This is a genomic window from Gordonia malaquae NBRC 108250 (genome assembly GCF_000344135.1).
Classification (GTDB): domain Bacteria; phylum Actinomycetota; class Actinomycetes; order Mycobacteriales; family Mycobacteriaceae; genus Gordonia; species Gordonia malaquae.
Window position 1 is genome coordinate 113,738 of record NZ_BAOP01000014.1, and the last position, 16,357, is coordinate 130,094.

18 protein-coding genes are annotated in these 16,357 nt (G+C 66.8%); 3 read left to right on the forward strand and 15 right to left on the reverse strand.

The features are described from left to right. Positions 1-2: 2 nt before the first annotated feature. The 14 genes from nuoK to GM1_RS11345 all read right to left on the reverse strand — a co-directional run bounded on the left by nuoK (position 3) and on the right by GM1_RS11345 (position 12,855). Entirely contained in the window at positions 3-302 is a 300-nt protein-coding gene (gene nuoK / locus GM1_RS11280) for an NADH-quinone oxidoreductase subunit NuoK (protein WP_008378915.1), read from the reverse strand. Next, on the reverse strand, positions 299-1,174 hold the full coding sequence (locus tag GM1_RS11285) for an NADH-quinone oxidoreductase subunit J (protein ID WP_008378917.1): 876 nt from the start codon (positions 1,172-1,174) through the stop codon (positions 299-301). Before GM1_RS11285 ends, nuoK begins: the two co-directional genes overlap by 4 nt. Beyond that, positions 1,171-1,689, reverse strand: a complete 519-nt coding sequence (gene nuoI / locus GM1_RS11290; RefSeq protein ID WP_008378920.1) for an NADH-quinone oxidoreductase subunit NuoI — start codon at positions 1,687-1,689, stop codon at positions 1,171-1,173. The genes GM1_RS11285 and nuoI overlap by 4 nt, the downstream gene beginning before the upstream one ends. Beyond that, positions 1,689-3,020 (reverse strand): NADH-quinone oxidoreductase subunit NuoH, encoded by a 1,332-nt coding sequence (gene nuoH / locus GM1_RS11295; RefSeq protein WP_008378921.1) that lies wholly within the window; start codon positions 3,018-3,020, stop codon positions 1,689-1,691. The genes nuoI and nuoH overlap by 1 nt, the downstream gene beginning before the upstream one ends. Continuing rightward, the gene (locus GM1_RS11300; protein WP_008378922.1) at positions 3,017-5,413 is read right to left on the reverse strand and encodes an NADH-quinone oxidoreductase subunit G; all 2,397 of its coding nucleotides are present in this window, start codon (positions 5,411-5,413) and stop codon (positions 3,017-3,019) included. Before GM1_RS11300 ends, nuoH begins: the two co-directional genes overlap by 4 nt. Continuing rightward, positions 5,413-6,753: an NADH-quinone oxidoreductase subunit NuoF gene (gene nuoF, locus GM1_RS11305; RefSeq protein ID WP_008378924.1), complete on the reverse strand. Its 1,341-nt coding sequence runs from the start codon at positions 6,751-6,753 to the stop codon at positions 5,413-5,415. Before nuoF ends, GM1_RS11300 begins: the two co-directional genes overlap by 1 nt. Continuing rightward, positions 6,750-7,412: an NADH-quinone oxidoreductase subunit NuoE gene (gene nuoE, locus GM1_RS11310; RefSeq protein WP_008378927.1), complete on the reverse strand. Its 663-nt coding sequence runs from the start codon at positions 7,410-7,412 to the stop codon at positions 6,750-6,752. The genes nuoF and nuoE overlap by 4 nt, the downstream gene beginning before the upstream one ends. Continuing rightward, entirely contained in the window at positions 7,409-8,731 is a 1,323-nt protein-coding gene (gene nuoD / locus GM1_RS11315; RefSeq protein WP_008378929.1) for an NADH dehydrogenase (quinone) subunit D, read from the reverse strand. Before nuoD ends, nuoE begins: the two co-directional genes overlap by 4 nt. Next, positions 8,731-9,396 (reverse strand): NADH-quinone oxidoreductase subunit C, encoded by a 666-nt coding sequence (locus GM1_RS11320; RefSeq protein ID WP_008378932.1) that lies wholly within the window; start codon positions 9,394-9,396, stop codon positions 8,731-8,733. Before GM1_RS11320 ends, nuoD begins: the two co-directional genes overlap by 1 nt. Continuing rightward, the gene (locus GM1_RS11325) at positions 9,393-9,947 is read right to left on the reverse strand and encodes a NuoB/complex I 20 kDa subunit family protein (protein WP_008378934.1); all 555 of its coding nucleotides are present in this window, start codon (positions 9,945-9,947) and stop codon (positions 9,393-9,395) included. The genes GM1_RS11320 and GM1_RS11325 overlap by 4 nt, the downstream gene beginning before the upstream one ends. 4 nt (positions 9,948-9,951) lie before the next feature. Further along, on the reverse strand, positions 9,952-10,314 hold the full coding sequence (locus GM1_RS11330) for an NADH-quinone oxidoreductase subunit A (protein WP_008378935.1): 363 nt from the start codon (positions 10,312-10,314) through the stop codon (positions 9,952-9,954). 103 nt (positions 10,315-10,417) lie between these two features. Beyond that, positions 10,418-10,954, reverse strand: coding sequence for a DUF6434 domain-containing protein (locus tag GM1_RS11335; RefSeq protein ID WP_008378937.1), 537 nt, complete (start codon positions 10,952-10,954; stop codon positions 10,418-10,420). Next, complete coding sequence (locus GM1_RS11340) at positions 10,951-11,346, reverse strand: hypothetical protein (protein ID WP_008378939.1); 396 nt, start codon at positions 11,344-11,346, stop codon at positions 10,951-10,953. Before GM1_RS11340 ends, GM1_RS11335 begins: the two co-directional genes overlap by 4 nt. Before the next feature lie 156 nt (positions 11,347-11,502). Then, positions 11,503-12,855, reverse strand: a complete 1,353-nt coding sequence (locus GM1_RS11345; protein WP_008378941.1) for a YhgE/Pip domain-containing protein — start codon at positions 12,853-12,855, stop codon at positions 11,503-11,505. A 68-nt stretch (positions 12,856-12,923) separates the two neighbouring features. On the opposite strand from GM1_RS11345, the gene GM1_RS11350 reads away from it, so the two are divergent. Both GM1_RS11350 and GM1_RS11355 read left to right on the forward strand, forming a co-directional pair. Next, positions 12,924-13,985, forward strand: coding sequence for a 2,3-butanediol dehydrogenase (locus GM1_RS11350; RefSeq protein ID WP_008378942.1), 1,062 nt, complete (start codon positions 12,924-12,926; stop codon positions 13,983-13,985). 21 nt (positions 13,986-14,006) lie between these two features. Then, complete coding sequence (locus GM1_RS11355; RefSeq protein ID WP_008378944.1) at positions 14,007-15,098, forward strand: AI-2E family transporter; 1,092 nt, start codon at positions 14,007-14,009, stop codon at positions 15,096-15,098. Positions 15,099-15,174: 76 nt separating this feature from the next. On the opposite strand, the gene GM1_RS11360 is transcribed toward GM1_RS11355, so the two are convergent. Then, positions 15,175-16,074: a Rossmann-fold NAD(P)-binding domain-containing protein gene (locus GM1_RS11360; RefSeq protein ID WP_008378946.1), complete on the reverse strand. Its 900-nt coding sequence runs from the start codon at positions 16,072-16,074 to the stop codon at positions 15,175-15,177. A gap of 187 nt (positions 16,075-16,261) precedes the next feature. Here GM1_RS11360 and GM1_RS23345 point away from each other — a divergent pair. Then, positions 16,262-16,357 (forward strand): helix-turn-helix domain-containing protein (locus GM1_RS23345; protein ID WP_444542570.1); only part of this gene is annotated, 96 nt, incomplete at its 3' end.

The following is a 16,357-nucleotide window of genomic DNA, read 5'->3' on the forward strand; positions in this document are numbered from 1 at the left end:
GGTCATCGCCTCAACAGGTTGGCGTCGTCGACGTTCGCGGACCGTCGTGTGCGGAAGATCGTCATGATGATCGCCAGTCCGATCACCACTTCGGCGGCGGCGACCACCATCGTGAAGAACGCGATCACCTGTCCGTCGAAGCTGCCGTGCATCCGTGCGAACGTCACGAACGCCAAGTTCGCAGCGTTCAACATCAACTCGACACACATGAACACCACGATCGCGTTGCGACGCAGCAGAACCCCGGACGCTCCGATCGCGAAGATGATCGCGGACAGGTAGAGGTAGTTGGCGGGGTTCACTTCTCGACTCCGCTCGAAGACCGGGGACTCGTCGAAGGCCGGGGACTCGTCGAAGGCTGGGGACTCTTCGACGACTGGGGACTCCTCGACGACTGGGGACTCAGCTGTGGGGCGGCGCGGCCCGACTCCGGGAGCCGAGGAGTGAGATTCCGATTGACCGAGAGCAGCGACGGGCTGCCGTCGGCCTGCCGACCGGGCATGTCGACGGCGTTGTGACGTGCGTAGACGCCGGGTGCGGGCAGCGGAGTCGGGTGCCCGGTCTTGAAGCGCTCGATGGACTGTTCGCGTTGTCCACGGACGGGTGCTGTCGGACGCCGGTGAGCGAGGACCATCGCACCGAGTGTCGCCGTGATCAGAAGCGCGCCGGTCAACTCGAACGCCCACAAGTACCGCACGAAGATCAGTTCGGCGAGCGCTCGGATGTTCTCGTTGCCCCCACCCGGCGACGTCCCGCGGCTCGCGTCGGGCGCACCGATGAAGGGAGCGATCGAGGCGGTGCCGATCGCCGTCACAAGCAGGATCCCGAACCCTGCCGACAGGCCGATCGCCACCAGTCGTTGGCCGCGGACGGCCTCCACCAGCGAATCGGCGGAGTCGACGCCGATGAGCATCAGCACGAACAGGAACAGCATCATCACCGCGCCGGTGTAGACCACCACCTGCACAACACCGAGGAACAATGCGCCCTGCATCACGTAGAAGACGGCGAGGATGATCATCGTCATCGCCAGGAACACCGCCGAGTAGACGGCTTTCGGCGACAGGACCACGCCGAGCGCGCCGATGACGACGATCACGGCGAGCACCCAGAACGTCACGGCCTCGGCGCCGGACGTCTCCATCAGCGGCGCGGCCGCGCTCACCAGACTCATCGCATGCCGTCCGGTCCCACGTCGCCCCGGTAGTAATTCTCGGGTCGTGCGCCGTCGGCCATCGGGTGTGGAGGCGCCGTCATGTCGTCACCCAGCGGTGCGAGAAGTCGGTCCTTCTCGTAGATCATCGACTCCCGACTGGTGCCGACGATCTCGTAGTCGCCTGTCATCGTCAGCGCTCGCGTCGGGCAGGCCTCGACGCAGAGGCCGCAGCCGATGCACCGCAGGTAATTGATCTGATAGACCCGGCCGTACCGCTCACCGGGGGAGAAGCGTTCCTCGTCCGTGTTGTCCGCGCCTTCGACGCAGATCGCGTCGGCCGGGCACGCCCACGCGCAGAGCTCGCAGCCGATGCACTTCTCCAGCCCGTCGTCGTACCTGTTGAGTTGGTGCCGTCCATGAGTACGCGGCAGCGACGGGCGTCGTTCCTCCGGATACTGCTCGGTGACCGGCTTGCGGAACATCGACGAGAACGTTCCGCCGAAACCTGCGATCGGCTTGAGACCGTCCGACATCACTCACTCTCCTTCGACTCGACGGGGCGACTGGCCGCGGCGAGGGCAGGCGAGAGGACGACCTGCCCCGGAAGCGGTGGAACGGGGAAGCCTCCGGCCATCGGGTCGAACGGTTCGGACGTCTCGACTCCGCTCGACGATCGGGGCGAGGCGCTCGGGGACCGGGACGCGGCGCCAGAGGTTCGGGACAGGCGAGCGATGGCGTATACGAGAAGCCCGGTCACGAGCAGACCGGCGGCGGCGAGCAGCAACGACGACGTCAGTTCCGAGGCGTGTCGGGTGGCCTGAGTGATGATGCCGACCACCAGCACCCAGCCGAGGGCGATCGGGATCAACACCTTCCAGCCGAGGTTCATGAACTGGTCGTACCGAAGGCGGGGAAGTGCGGTCCGCAGCCAGATGAACCCGAACAGGAAGATCCACATCTTGACCGTGAACCAGACCAGCGGCAGCCATCCGGAGTTCGCGCCGTCCCACATCGACAGCGGCCACGGCGCCTGCCACCCACCGAGGAACAGCGTGGTCGCCAGCGCGGACACGGTGGCCATGTTGACGTATTCGGCGAGCATGAACATCGCGAACTTGAGGGAGCTGTACTCGGTGTGGAACCCGCCGACGAGCTCGCCTTCGGCCTCGGGGAGGTCGAACGGCGCGCGGTTCGTCTCGCCGACCATCGAGATCAGGTAGATCACGAACGACGGGAGGACGAGCAGGACGTACCAGTGGTGCTGTTGGCCGCCGACGATCTCAGATGTCGACATCGTCGACGACAGCAGGAACACCGCGGCGAACGACAGACCCATCGCGATCTCGTAGGAGATGACCTGTGCCGTCGAGCGCAGGCCGCCGAGCAGCGGATACGTCGATCCCGACGCCCACCCGGCGAGGATGATCCCGTAGACGCCGATCGAGGTGACAGCCAGCACGAACAACACCCCGACGGGCAGATCAGTCAACTGAAGGGGAGTGCGGTGGCCGAAGACCGACACCTCGGGGCCCATCGGGATGACGGCGAACGCGGTGATCGCGGGGACCACCGAGATGATCGGCGCCAGCAGGTAGATCACCTTGTCGACGCCGGCCGGAGTGAGCCCCTCCTTGAGCGCGAGCTTCACACCGTCGGCGAGGCTCTGCAGCAGGCCGCCGGGCCCGACTCGGTTCGGTCCGAGCCTGCGTTGCATGCGCGCCATGATCTTGCGTTCGGCGAGGATCCCGACGAGCACCGTGAGCACCAGGAACACGAAGATGCCGATCGACTTCGCGAGGATCAGCCACCACGTGTCGTGTCCGAAACTGTGCAGTGTCGGGAACACGGTGCTCGCCGCAGTCATCGTGGTGCTCCGATCTCAACGACGTCGCCCGGGGTCGCGCCGAGCGTCGCGTGGACGCGGGAGTCGACGGAGTTCATCGGCACCCACACCACACGGTCCGGCATGTCCGTGATCACGAGCGGCAAGGTGATCGACCCTCGTGATGTCGACACCTGCACATCGTCGCCGTCGACGAGGTCCATGCTCGCTGCAGTGGCGGACGACAGTCGGGCCACGGCGCGGTGCGCGGTCCCGGCGAGATTCGGTTCGCCGTCCTGCATGCGGCCGAGGTCGAGCAGCATCCGCCACGATGCGAGGACTGCCTGGCCAGGACCCGCAACCGGGCCTTCGACGGATGCGGACGGAGCGGAGGCGTGACGTTCACCTCGCCACGCGCCGATGCGGGCGAACTCGGCGTGGATGCCCTCGGAGGTGTCGCATCCGAGGTCGATGCCGATCTGCTCCGCGAGTGCGTGGAGCACGCGGTGATCCGAGAGGGGGACACTGCCGGTCCCGACGGGCAGAGCAGTATCGAACGGTCGTGGCCGGCCCTCCCAGTCGAGGTAGGTGCCCGACTTCTCCGGTGCCGCCGCGACGGGGAACACGACGTCAGCGTGGCGAGTGGCGTCGCTGGCGCGCTGTTCGAGGCTGACGACGAACTCGGCCGACTGCAGTGCACGCGCGGCGTGTCCGGGGTCGGGGAGATCGTCGAGTTCCACGCCGCCGATCACCACGCCGTCGAGGTCTCCGCTGATCAGAGCGTCGAGGATCTGCGACGTCGAACGACCGGTCTCGGCGGGCACGTCGACGCCCCAGATCTCGGCGATGTCGGCTCGGGCACGTTCGGATCGCACCGGTCGGCCGGCGGGCAGCAGGCCCGGTGCGGCGCCGACGTCGAGCGCGCCGCGCTCGCCGGATCGGCGGGGGATCCACGCGATCGGCGCCCCGGCAGCGGCTGCCGCGGTCAGGGCTCCCGGGCTCGTGGCGAGTCGTTCGCCGACCACCAGTACGGCACCCGGTGTCGTGAGGAGGTCGCGCATCTCATCCGAGCCGAGAACCTCCGCCTCGTGGCCGGGCACGCACGAGTGCAGGGTGGCCGACAACTTCTGTGCGCCGGGACTGCACCACGACGCGATCGTGTGCACCCGCTGACCGCGTGCGCGGACGGCTTTGCGCAGCCGGAGGAAGACGATCGGAGACTCCTCCTCGGGCTCGAGACCGGCGAGGACCACAACCGGTGCCGCCTCGAGAGCGGCGTAGGTGACGCCGAGCCCGGTGCCCGCGACGTGCTCGGCGAGGAACTGCGCCTCCTCCCCGGAATGGGCCCGCGCCCGGAAGTCGACGTCCGACGTCCCGAGCACCACCCGTGCGAACTTTCCGTAGGCATACGCGTCCTCGACGGTGCACCGTCCGCCGAGGAGCACACCCGAGCGCGCGCCCGACGCCGCGAGACCGGCGGCAGCGGTGTACAGCGCGTGCGGCCACGACGCCGGGCGCAACACTCCGTCGTCGCCTCGGACGAGTGGTGAGACGATGCGGTCCGGCTCCCGGGTGTATGCGAACGCCCACCGGCCCTTGTCGCAGTTCCACTCTTCGTTGACATCCGGATCGTCGCCTGCGAGACGGCGCAGCACCTTTCCACGCCGATGGTCGGTTCGCTGGTCGCAGCCCGACGCGCAGTGCTCGCACACGCCGGGCGACGACACCAGGTCGAACGGGCGTGCGCGGAAGCGGTACGCCGCCCCGGTGAGCGCGCCGACCGGACATATCTGCACAGTGTTCCCCGAGAAGTACGAATCGAATGGCGCATCGGTGGTGGCCTCGGGGGCCGCTCCAGGCTCCCGATACGCGCTCACCTGCTGCAACGCTCCGCGGTCGGACAGGGCGATCAACGGGTCGCCCGCTATCTCGTCGGCGAATCGGGTGCAGCGTGCGCAGAGCACACAGCGCTCCCGGTCGAGGAGGACCTCCGACGACAGCGGGACCGGCTTCGTGTACGTCCGCTTCACACCGGCGAAACGCGACTCGGAGCGGCCGGCCGACATCGCCTGGTTCTGCAGAGGACACTCGCCGCCCTTGTCGCACGTCGGGCAGTCGAGCGGATGATTGATGAGCAGCAGTTCCATGACGCCGCTCTGCGCCTTGGCCGCGGCCTCCGACGAATGCTGCGTGCGGACGATCATCCCGTCGCTCACCACGGTGGTGCACGACGCCATCGGCTTGCGGAGACCTTCGACGTCGACGAGGCACTGGCGGCACGCGCCGACCGGGGCGAGCAGTGGGTGATCACAGAATCGGGGGATGTCGACGCCGATCATCTCGGCGGCTCGGATCACCAGCGTCCCGGTGGGCACGGAGACCTCCGTGCCGTCGATGACAACGGTGACCTGATCGTCGGCCGCGGCTTCGGGCATCAGTGCACCCCCTCGTGGAAGACGGTCGACAACGCGGGATCGAACGGGCATCCCCGGCCGTCGAGATGAGCGACGTACTCGTCGCGGAAGTACTGCAGCGACGACGTGATCGGGCTGCCGCTGCCGTCGCCGAGCGCGCAGAAACTCTTGCCCACGACGGTGTCGGTGGTGTCGGTCAGCAGGTCGAGGTCTGCTTCGGTGGCGTCACCGTTCTCGATGCGCTGCAGGATCTGGACCAGCCAATAGGTGCCTTCGCGGCACGGCGTGCACTTGCCGCACGACTCGTGTTTGTAGAACTCGGTCCACCGAAGCACAGCGCGGACCACGCACGTCGTCTCGTCGAAGAGCTGGACGGCCTTGGTACCGAGCATCGAACCCGCCGCGCCGACGCCTTCGTAGTCGAGGGGCACGTCGAGGTGCTCGGCGGTGAACATCGGCGTCGACGAACCGCCCGGTGTCCAGAACTTGAGCTCGTGGCCTGCGCGGATCCCGCCGGCGCGGTCGAGGAGTTCGCGGAGGGTGACGCCGAGCGGCGCTTCGTACTGGCCGGGCCGCGTGACGTGGCCGGACAGCGAGTAGAGGGTGAAACCGGGTGACTTCTCGGTCCCCATAGACCGGAACCAGTCGACGCCGTTGCGCAGGATCGACGGGACGCTGGCGATCGATTCGACGTTGTTGACCACGGTGGGGCTCGCATACAGGCCCGCGGTGGCGGGGAACGGAGGACGCAGGCGTGGTTGGCCGCGGCGTCCTTCGAGTGAGTCCAGGAGTGCGGTCTCCTCGCCGCAGATGTAGGCGCCCGCTCCCGCGTGCACCACGAGGTCGAGACTGAATCCGGACCCGAAGATGTTCCTGCCGAGCAGACCGGCCTCATACGCTTCGGCCACTGCGCCGCGTAGTCGCCGGATGACTGAGGCGACCTCACCGCGCACGTAGATGAACGCATGACTCGCCCGGATGGCGTACGCCGCGATGATCACGCCCTCCACCAGCATGTGCGGCGACGCCAGCATCAGCGGCATGTCCTTGCACGTGCCGGGCTCGGACTCGTCGGCGTTCACCACGAGGTAATGCGGCTTGGCCGACGCCTCGCCCTGGGGGATGAACGACCATTTCAGCCCGACCGGGAAACCGGCGCCGCCGCGCCCGCGCAGGCCGGACGCCTTGACGAGCTCGATCACGTCATCCGGGGTCATCGCCAGCGCAGCCTTGAGCCCCTGGTAGCCGTGTTGACGGACGTAGTTCTGCAACAGCCACGACTCGTCGTCGGACCAGTGCTTGGACAGCACGGGCGCTTCTGCCGCCTCCGCGCCCGGGGTGGGCTGGTCGATGACGATCACGACGCACCTCCGGGTTGCTCCGGGACTCCGGCGAGGAGACGTGCGGTCTGCCGGAACGTGCACAACGCCGGCGCGCCGCGGCTGGGGGCGGGCGGCTGTCCGGCCTGCAGATCGGCGACGAGGCGGGCGGCGGACTCCGGAGTCTGGGCGTCGAAGAACTCCCAGTTCACCATCACGACGGGCGCATGATCGCAGGCTGCGTTGCACTCGACGTGCTCGAGCGTGACCGAACCGTCCGGGGTCGTCTCGCCAGGGGCGATGCCGAGCCGCTGCGTCAGATCCGCGAGTATCGCGTCCCCGCCCATCACCGCGCACAGCGTGTTCGTGCACACTCCGACGAGGTACTCGCCTGTCGGTTGCTGTCGGTACATCGAATAGAACGTCGCGACCGATGCGACCTGCGCGGTGGTCAATCCGAGACGGTCGGCGCAGAACGCGACACCGGCCCGGGTGAGGTAACCGTCGTTGCTCTGGACGAGATGCAGGAGCGGCAGGAGCGCCGACCTCGACTCCGGGTAGCGCGCGACGATGTCGTCCGACTCCGCGGTCAGTGACGCCAGCACATCGGTCGGGTAGTCCGCCGGCCCGTCGAACGAGATCGGGGGAACGGGCTCCGACGTCGTGAACATGATCGGAACGGTCCGAGAAGGTGTGCTCATCGGTCGACGCCTCCCATCACGGGGTCGATGCTGGCCACCGCTGTGATCACGTCGGCGATGAGGCCGCCTTCGCACATCGCGGCCACGGCCTGGAGGTTGGTGAACGACGGGTCGCGGAAGTGGACGCGGTACGGGCGGGTGCCGCCGTCGGACACCACGTGCACACCCAGCTCTCCCCGAGGCGACTCGATCGAGACGTAGCACTGTCCCGCAGGAACTCGCATGCCCTCGGTGACGAGTTTGAAATGGTGGATCAGCGCCTCCATCGACATGCCCATGATCTCGGCGATGTGCTCGGGGGAGTTGCCGAGTCCGTCCGGCCCGACGGCGAGATCGGCGGGCCACGCCAGTTTGCGGTCGGTGACCATCACCGGTCCCGGTTCGAGCTTGTCGATGGCCTGTCGGACGATCCTGATGGACTGCCGCATCTCCTCGATGCGGATCAGGTACCTGCCGTACGAGTCGCAGGCGTCGTTGGTGACGACGTCGAAGTCGTAGTCCTCGTAGCCGCAGTACGGCGCGGTCTTGCGCAGGTCGTGCGGCAGGCCGGTCGAACGCAGGACTGGTCCGGTGACGCCGAGCGCCATGCATCCGGTGAGGTCGAGGAAGCCGACTCCCTTCGTTCGGGCCTTCCAGATGTAGTTCTCGGTGAGCAGTGCCTCGACCTCCGCGATCTCGTCGGGGAGAGCGTCGAGAACGGCGAGGATCTTCGGAATCACACCGTCGGGCAGGTCGGCGGCCACACCGCCGGGTCGGATGTACGCGTGATTCATGCGCAGTCCGGTGATCTCCTCGAAGAGGTCGAGGATCTTCTCGCGGGAGCCGAATCCGAGGAACATCGGCGTCACCGCACCGAGCTCCATCCCGCCGGTCGCCAACGCCACGAGGTGCGACGTGATGCGGTTGAGCTCCATCAGGATCACACGGATGACGGTGGCTCGCGCGGGGATGTCGACGGTGATGCCGAGCAGCTTCTCCACGGCCAGGCAGTAGGCGGCCTCGTTGAAGAACGGCGACAGATAGTCCATCCGCGTCACGAAGGAGACCCCCTGCGTCCAGGTGCGGAACTCGAGGTTCTTCTCGATCCCGGTGTGCAGGAAGCCGATTCCGCAGCGCGCTTCGGTGACGGTCTCGCCTTCGATCTCCAGGATCAGGCGCAACACACCGTGGGTGGACGGGTGCTGCGGGCCCATGTTGACGACGATCCGCTCGTCGATCTGGGCGGCTGCCGCACGTTCGGCGACGGCGTTCACGACGTCCTCCCAGTCGTTGCCGGTGACGGTGAACGCGGTGGAGTCGGAATGAGTGGTGCCTGCCATCAGCTGTACGACCTCCGCTGGTCGGGCGGCGCGACGGTGGCGCCTTTGTACTCGACGGGGATGCCGCCGAGCGGGTAGTCCTTGCGTTGCGGATGGCCCTCCCAGTCGTCGGGCATCTCGATGCGCGTCAACGACGGGTGGCCGTCGAAGATCAGTCCGAAGAAGTCGTACGTCTCGCGTTCGTGCCAGTCGTTCGTCGGGTACACGCGGAAGAGGGTCGGCAGATGCGGGTCGGCGTCGGGCGCCGTCGTCTCCAAGCGGGCCGTCCGGTTGTGGGTGATCGATCGGAGCGGGTAGACGGCGTGCAGTTCACGACCCGCCTCGTCGGGGTAGTGAACACCGCTCACGCCGAGGCACAGCTCGAACCGCAGTGACGGCTCGTCGCGCATCGTCGACGCGACCGCGGGCAGATTCTCTCGGGTCACATGGATCGTCATCTCGTCGCGGTAGACGACGATCTTCTCGACCGCCGCGTCGAATGCGATGCCACGCCGACCGAGGCCTGCGGCGAGTTCGTCTGCGACCTCGTCGAAGTAGCCGCCGAACGGCCGTTCCGAGCTGCCAGGCAGGTTGACCTGTGCGATCATCCGACCGTATCCGGATGTGTCGCCGGTGCCGGAGGCGCCGAAGAGGCCGTGGCGGGCGCCGATGAGTTCGCCGCTCATCGCAGCAGCCCGGTGAACTCGATGGTCGGTTTCGCCGACAGTGCAGCCTGCTCGGCTGCGCGGATCGCCTCCTCGCGGTGCACTCCGAGCGGCATCTGCCCGATCTGTTCGTGGAGCGTGAGGATCGCGTTCAGCAGCATCTCGGGCCGAGGAGGGCAGCCGGGCAGGTAGATGTCGACGGGCACCACGTGGTCGACGCCCTGAACGATCGCGTAGTTGTTGAACATCCCGCCGGACGACGCGCAGACGCCCATCGCGAGGACCCATTTCGGTTCGGCCATCTGGTCGTAGATCTGGCGGAGAACGGGCGCCATCTTCTGGCTGACACGGCCTGCGACGATCATCAGGTCGGCCTGACGGGGCGACGCGCGGAACGCCTCCATGCCGAACCTCGCGAGGTCGTAGCGGCCGGAGGTGGTCGCCATCATCTCGATCGCGCAGCACGCGAGCCCGAAGGTCGCGGGCCAGAGGGAGCCTTTCCGCATGTACCCGGCGAGCTTCTCGACGGTCGTCAGCATCAGTCCGCCGGGAAGCTGTTCTTCGATTCCCACAGTTCTAATCCCACCTGAGTCCGCCGCGGCGCCACTCGTAGGCGTACGCGACGGACACGTTGACGATGAAGAGTGCAACGGCCAGGAGGCCGAACCATCCGAGGGTGTCTGAGGCGACGGCCCACGGGTAGAGGAAGACGATCTCGATGTCGAAGATTATGAACAGCATGGCCGTCAGGTAGTACTTCACCGGGAAGCGCTGGACCATGTCGGCGGCGGGCGGAAGAGGTTCGATTCCGCACTCGTACGCGGCGAGTTTGGCGGCGTTCCGACGCTTCGGGCCGACGATCGACGCGATCACCACGGACACGATGGCGAAGGCGGCGGCGATCGCGCCGAGAACCAGGATCGGTGCGTAGACGTTCATCCGCGTTAGCCTCCCCACTGTGTGACTTGAACCACACCATACGCACGGAATGGTGTGTGCCGTGGGCGCTTTCGGCTTAAACCGAGGTGAACGGCGAGTTCAGTCAGGGGGTGCGGGGACGGCGTCGGTGCTCGTGCCAGGCGGCAAGCAGCGCGGTCCTGTCTCCGTCCGGATTCGCCTCGTGCCAGGCCCTGGTGAACCTGTTGTACTCGAACTGCTCGCCGATCTCGCGGGGTCCGAGATCGCGCGTGGCGTGCCAGTGCGCGACGGCGTCAGCGAGCGTGGTGGAGCCATCGGCGGAGGCGAAGAACGCGCGCATCGGCTCGTCGAACCGGAACGCTGCGCCCACCTGGTCGGAGAGCCACGCTCGCACGTGCTGACTGCACCGTTGGCCGGGCGGGATTGTCGTCTCGGCGGTGAGCAGTCCGGACAGCTGGCGGCCCGAGGCACGCCGGGCCGCGGCGGGTTCGCTGAAGTCGATGCCGTCGAGGTGTGCCGCGATCCGGGCGGTCAGGACCTGTTTGCCGCCGGTGGTGCGGACGCCCAACGCACGCGCGAAGTCGGCGAGTTCGTCCTTGAGCCAGTACCACCGACGGAGCTCGGTGCCGGTCAGGGCGGGGGAGAGGTCGGGTCGGGTCACGTGAGGAGGTCGACGACTGTGCGCGAGAGCTCCATCGGGTCCACCGGGACGCGCGCGACGGCGTCGGCCCGCGACCAGTCGGCCAGCCACCGGTCGGCTTCGCGGGCCACCAGCACCACCAACGGCGGGCACGGGCGGTACTCGTCGCGGATCTGTTTCGCCATGCCCATGCCTCCGGCAGGGGAGGCCTCGCCGTCGAGGATGGCCACGTCCACCGTCCCGCTGTCGAGATGGGACAGCAGTATCGGCGCGGTGGCGACTTCGACGTACTCGAGGTCGGGCAACTCCGGGTGCAGGCGCTCGCCGAGCGCCCGGATCACCTGCTCACGTGTGCCTGAATCGTCGGAGTACACGACGACGCGCAGAGTCACCCGTTCCTGTGTCGTGCTCACGAGTCCGACAGTAACTCAGCCGACCGCGCTTGTTCTGCCCATCGAGCAGTTCCCTGGGATCACGAAATTCACGACCTGGCATGAACGTAACGCCGAGGTGTGTTTCGTCCGCCACCCTCACGTGACTTCTGCGGCTCAACGTTCACAATCGAACGTCTAGCTCTTGTCGAGTACCTGGACGCCGGCGCGGGCGAGGCCGCGGTGGTCGTAGTACCAGTTGACGCCGACGCCGAGTGCGACGCCGATGGCGAGGCCCGCGACTGTCATCCATAGACCGTGCGTCAGACCCGCGCTGCCGCGAGCGTCGAAGTAGAGGATCGCGCGGATGCCCATGTACACCTGGTGCAGCGGTTCGAACGACGAGAGCCACGCGAAGAATCCGGGGACCGCTTCGATCGGCGTCGTCGCGCCTGCGGACGGCAGGCCGAGGAAGATGAACACGAACATGTTGATCAGCAGGCCGATGGTGCCGAACGCCGACACGACGGCCAGCGCGGTGACACCGACCGCGGCTGCGGCGAGCGAGCTGAACAGCCACAACGTCCACGGATGATCGATCGGCATGTCGAGTGCGGTCGCGATGCCGATGTACACCGCGGATACAGCGAGGCTGGTGACGACCATGATCGCCCACTTGATCAGCAACACCCTCAGCCGGGTGAGTCCGATGGCTTTGCGGACGATGACCCGGGGACCGATCTCCGACGGGATGTAGCCGAGAGTCGAGTCGACGAGCGAGTTGATCAGCATCGCACCGGTGAAGCCCGCGAGCAGCACCAGTAGGGCGAAGTAGAACGCCGACAGACCCATGCCGGTGCCAGTGGGCAGGGGTTGGAATGCCGTCGTGACGATGTCGATCGGTGCAGACAGCACGATCGACGCCGTGCCGGTGATGGTCAGCGGCGGGACGGCGGCTGCAGCCTGCTTCGTGACCGCGGCGGTCAGCTGCTGACCGAGCTGCTTGTTCATCTCGGCGAGCGCTTCTTTGCTCAGAGCCGTGACGAGAGAACTCCCGAGCGTTCCGGACTGAGGATTCGTGTACACGATGATCTGGGGTCGTTCGACGGCGTTGGACGTCACCGACCCTTCGGCGAGCGCGAGTGTCTTCGCCGTGAAGTCCGCCGGAACTCGGATCGCGCCATAGACCTTGCCGTCGCGCAGCTTCTCCTGCGCGTCATCCCAGCTCAGATCCTCGAGGGAGACCTTGTCGGGGTCGACCTTCTCCTTGACCGTCGCCTCCATCTGGGCGCCGAAGTTCTGTTGTGCGCCGGTCGGGTCGACGGTGCCCTCATCGTCGTTGACGACGGCGATCGGGAACGACGTCAGGCTCCCCACCGGGTCGAGGATGCTGCCCAGATACAGGCCTGCCATCGCCGACATCGCCACGAGCACGGCGATCACCGGCGCGATCCACAGCCGCCACGAACGGAGGACGCCGTCCCTGTCGTCGGTCTCAACGACGGGCTCGTCGGTCGGCGGCTGGGGCTGATCTGTTTCGGCGTCGGTCACGCATCGATGGTAATTGCAACGCATCGCAACCCTGGAGCGGATCGGGCAGTCGCTCCTACCGTGTCGACATGAGAGCAGCGCGATACCACGACAGAAACGACATCCGCATCGAAGACGTACCCGAGCCGCCGGTGCAGCCGGGCACGGTGGCCATCGACGTGGGGTGGTGCGGCATATGCGGCACCGACCTGCACGAGTTCCTCGAGGGCCCGATCTTCATCCCGCCGTCCGGCTGCCCGCACCCGATCTCAGGGGAGTCGGCGCCCGTTGTCATCGGACATGAGTTCTCCGGGACGATCACCGCACTCGGCGAGGGCGTCACGGATCTCACGGTGGGGGAGAACGTTGTCGTCGAGCCGTACATCGTCGGCGAGGACGTCGACACCGGCCCCGGTGAGGCATATCAGCTGTCGAAGGACATGAACTTCATCGGACTCGGCGGCCGTGGAGGCGGGCTGGCGGAGAAGATCGTCGTCGAACGCCGCTGGGTGCATCCGATCGGCGACATCCCCCTCGACCAAGCCGCGCTCATCGAGCCGCTGTCGGTGGGGCATCACGCCTACGTCCGCTCGGGTGCGCGGACCGGCGACGTCGCCGTCATCGGAGGAGCCGGACCGATCGGGTTGCTCACCGCGGCGGTCCTCAAGGCCGAAGGGCTCACGGTGTACATCTCAGAGCTGTCCGAGGCGCGTAAGCAGATGGCGCGGTCCACGGGTGTCGCCGATGACGTCCTCGACCCGCGCGACGGCGACGTCGCCGAACGGATCCGGGAACTCACGGGCGGTCGAGGCGCCGACGTCGGCTTCGAATGCTCATCGGTTCCGGTCGTCCTCGACATGCTGCTCGACGCGGTGCGCCCGGGAGCGGTGATCGTCAACGTGTCGATCTGGGGCCACAAGCCCGAGGTCGACATGCCGAAGCTGGTGCTCAAGGAGATCGACCTCCGCGGAACGATCGGCTACTCCAATGATCATCCGGCGACCATCGCGCTGGTTCAGTCGGGGAAGATCGATCTCGCGCCGTTCATCACCGGCCGTATCGGACTCGACGGCCTCGTCTCCGAGGGCTACGACCAGCTGATCAACAACAACGAACACCACGTGAAGATCATCGTCGACCCGCGGGCCTGACAGGCGGTCTACAGTTGGCGGGTGACCGAGACCGAATCCGACAGGCCGGGCGATCTGACCGCTGTGACCGTTCGTTCCGCAGTAGACACGGTGCGGTCGATCGGAGCGCTGAGCTGGTCGATCATCGGTGTGGTCATCCTGATTGTCCTGGCAGCCGCCGCGATCAGCGCGATCAGTGGAATCGTCGTGCCGCTCATCATAGCCACGATCCTCGGAATTGTTCTGGAGCCGGCGGCTGCGGTGCTGCGCCGACGTCGGGTTCCTCCGGTCGTCGCAACACTCCTGGTGATGCTCGCCGCCGTGGTGGTCGCCGGAGGTCTGGTCGCCCTCGTGGTCTTCGGCATCGTCGATCAATGGTCGCAGATCTACGACCAGCTGATGGTCGGGTGGAACACGCTGCTGGAATGGTTGCGCGATCACGACCTCGACACCGCGGCGGCAGAACACCTTCGAACCGCCGTCGCCGATTACGCGCCGCAACTCGGCCAAGGTGTCGTCGGCGTCGTGACCAGCACGTTCTACGGACTGCTGTCGTTGATCCTCGGGACGTTCTTCTCGTTGTTCTTCTTGTTCTTCGTGCTGCGCGACGGCTACCGGTTCCCGGCGTGGGTCGCGCGGGCCGGACTCGACCCGATCGAGGTGTCGGCCGTCGCGGACCTCTCTCGTCAATCGGTGCGAGGCTACTTCTCGGGAACGGCGAAGACCGCGGTGATCACGGCGCCCATCTTCATGATCCCGATGCTGATCCTCGGTGTCCCGCTGCCGATTCCGATCTTCATCCTGTACTTCTTTCTGTCCTTCCTTCCCTACGTCGGCGCCTGGCTCACCGGTGTAGTCGTCGTGCTGATCGCGCTCGGGTCCGGTGGGACAACGGCGGCTCTGATCATGCTGGCGACGTTCATCGTGTCGAACGGATCCGTGCAGAGCGCAGTCAGTTCGTGGGCTCTCGGTACGTCGCTCAAGATCCACCCGGTGCTCGTCCTGCTGTCGACGATCATCGGGGGAGCGATCGCAGGGATGATCGGCATGGTCCTCGGACCGCCTGTCGTGGCTGCGACAGTCAAATCCGTCGCCGAAGTCCGACGTCTCCGCGCCGAGCCGGCGTCGACGTGAGAGCGACTTGAGACCGGCGGGCATGGCCGACCCGACCCACGAATGCCGGCGGCCTCACTTTTGACGCCGAGGGGAGTCAGGCGTTCAGTGCAGCGGTCGCCTCGGGGAGCGTCATGACGTCGGCCATGGTCACCGCGCCATGGCCGCTGTGGACGGCCGCACGCTCGGCGGCGAGGGCGGTCAGCACACCGGTGGCCTCAGATTGACCGGCCCCGGACGCCGAGCGCTCCGTGCCAGTGCGTCGATTGCGGGCGGTGACGTGCCAGCGGTCTGATCCGATGGGCGGGACCCACCGCAGTGTCGGGCGCAGCGCGGGGATCCGCGCCACGAGGGCGAGCGACGACGTCATCGGCGCAGAGGTCAGGGTGAAGTAGGTCCGGACCGTCGGACCGCCGTCGCCGCTGAGCAGGACGTGGTCGGGGAAGTCGGCACGCAGATAGCGTCGCTTCACTCCGTCTGGTCCGGTCGCCCGGACGGACTCTCGAAGGTTGATCACTCTGCCCGGCTCCGGGGGCGAGAACACGTCGGACCCGATGAGGCCCTCGGTCCATTCCACGGCGGCCGCGCCGTGCTTCTCGCCTGCGCCGAGCATGACGAACACGTCGACCGCGTCACCCGGAACGTCGACGACGTCTGACACGAGGAGTGTCGAGAGGCCCGGTGCCAGGCCTGCGCCGAGGACGACGAGCCCGACGGCGGATCGTCGGAGGTGCGCCAGGTACGACCCGGTGGCCGAGATGTCCACCAGCGGTGTGTCGCCGACCGCTGTCGCCAGGTCGGCTCGCTCCACTCCGGACGTGTTGATCACGACGTCGTGGTCGATCGCCGACTCCGACAAGGTGTCGAGATCACCGTGCAGGTCGACGGGCGTTTCGCTGGAGCGGCTGGCGACCGTCACCGAGTGTCCGGAACGTTCGAGTTCGCGACGGACGACGGTGCCGACGGCGCCTCGTCCTCCGAGTAGGAGTGCTTTCACGAAATCCCTCTTCAATCAGCGTCGCACGGTCTGTTTCATTGTGTCTGACGGGCAGCGTCGAGGTTGTCTGGGCAGGTCGGAGACGTGTTCATTGCAATAGGCAGGCATTTACCTGCATTATTGAAGGGTGGATGCAGACATCGTCTTCAAAGCGCTCGCCGACCCAGGTCGACGACTCCTGCTCGACATGCTTCATGAGCGTTCCGGCTTGACGCTGGGGGAGTTGTGCGACGGCCTTGACATGAGACGACAGTCGGTCAGTCAACATCTCGCGGTGCTCGAC

Bases quoted from the DNA above. Each gene is read 5' to 3' on its own strand.
- GM1_RS11285 (WP_008378917.1), bottom strand. From the start codon at position 1,174: ATGAGTCTGGTGAGCGCGGCCGCGCCGCTGATGGAGACGTCCGGCGCC.
- nuoI (WP_008378920.1), bottom strand. From the start codon at position 1,689: ATGTCGGACGGTCTCAAGCCGATCGCAGGTTTCGGCGGAACGTTCTCG.
- nuoH (WP_008378921.1), bottom strand. From the start codon at position 3,020: ATGACTGCGGCGAGCACCGTGTTCCCGACACTGCACAGTTTCGGACAC.
- GM1_RS11300 (WP_008378922.1), bottom strand. From the start codon at position 5,413: ATGCCCGAAGCCGCGGCCGACGATCAGGTCACCGTTGTCATCGACGGC.
- nuoE (WP_008378927.1), bottom strand. From the start codon at position 7,412: ATGAGCACACCTTCTCGGACCGTTCCGATCATGTTCACGACGTCGGAG.
- nuoD (WP_008378929.1), bottom strand. From the start codon at position 8,731: ATGGCAGGCACCACTCATTCCGACTCCACCGCGTTCACCGTCACCGGC.
- GM1_RS11320 (WP_008378932.1), bottom strand. From the start codon at position 9,396: ATGAGCGGCGAACTCATCGGCGCCCGCCACGGCCTCTTCGGCGCCTCC.
- GM1_RS11330 (WP_008378935.1), bottom strand. From the start codon at position 10,314: ATGAACGTCTACGCACCGATCCTGGTTCTCGGCGCGATCGCCGCCGCC.
- GM1_RS11350 (WP_008378942.1), top strand. From the start codon at position 12,924: ATGAGAGCAGCGCGATACCACGACAGAAACGACATCCGCATCGAAGAC.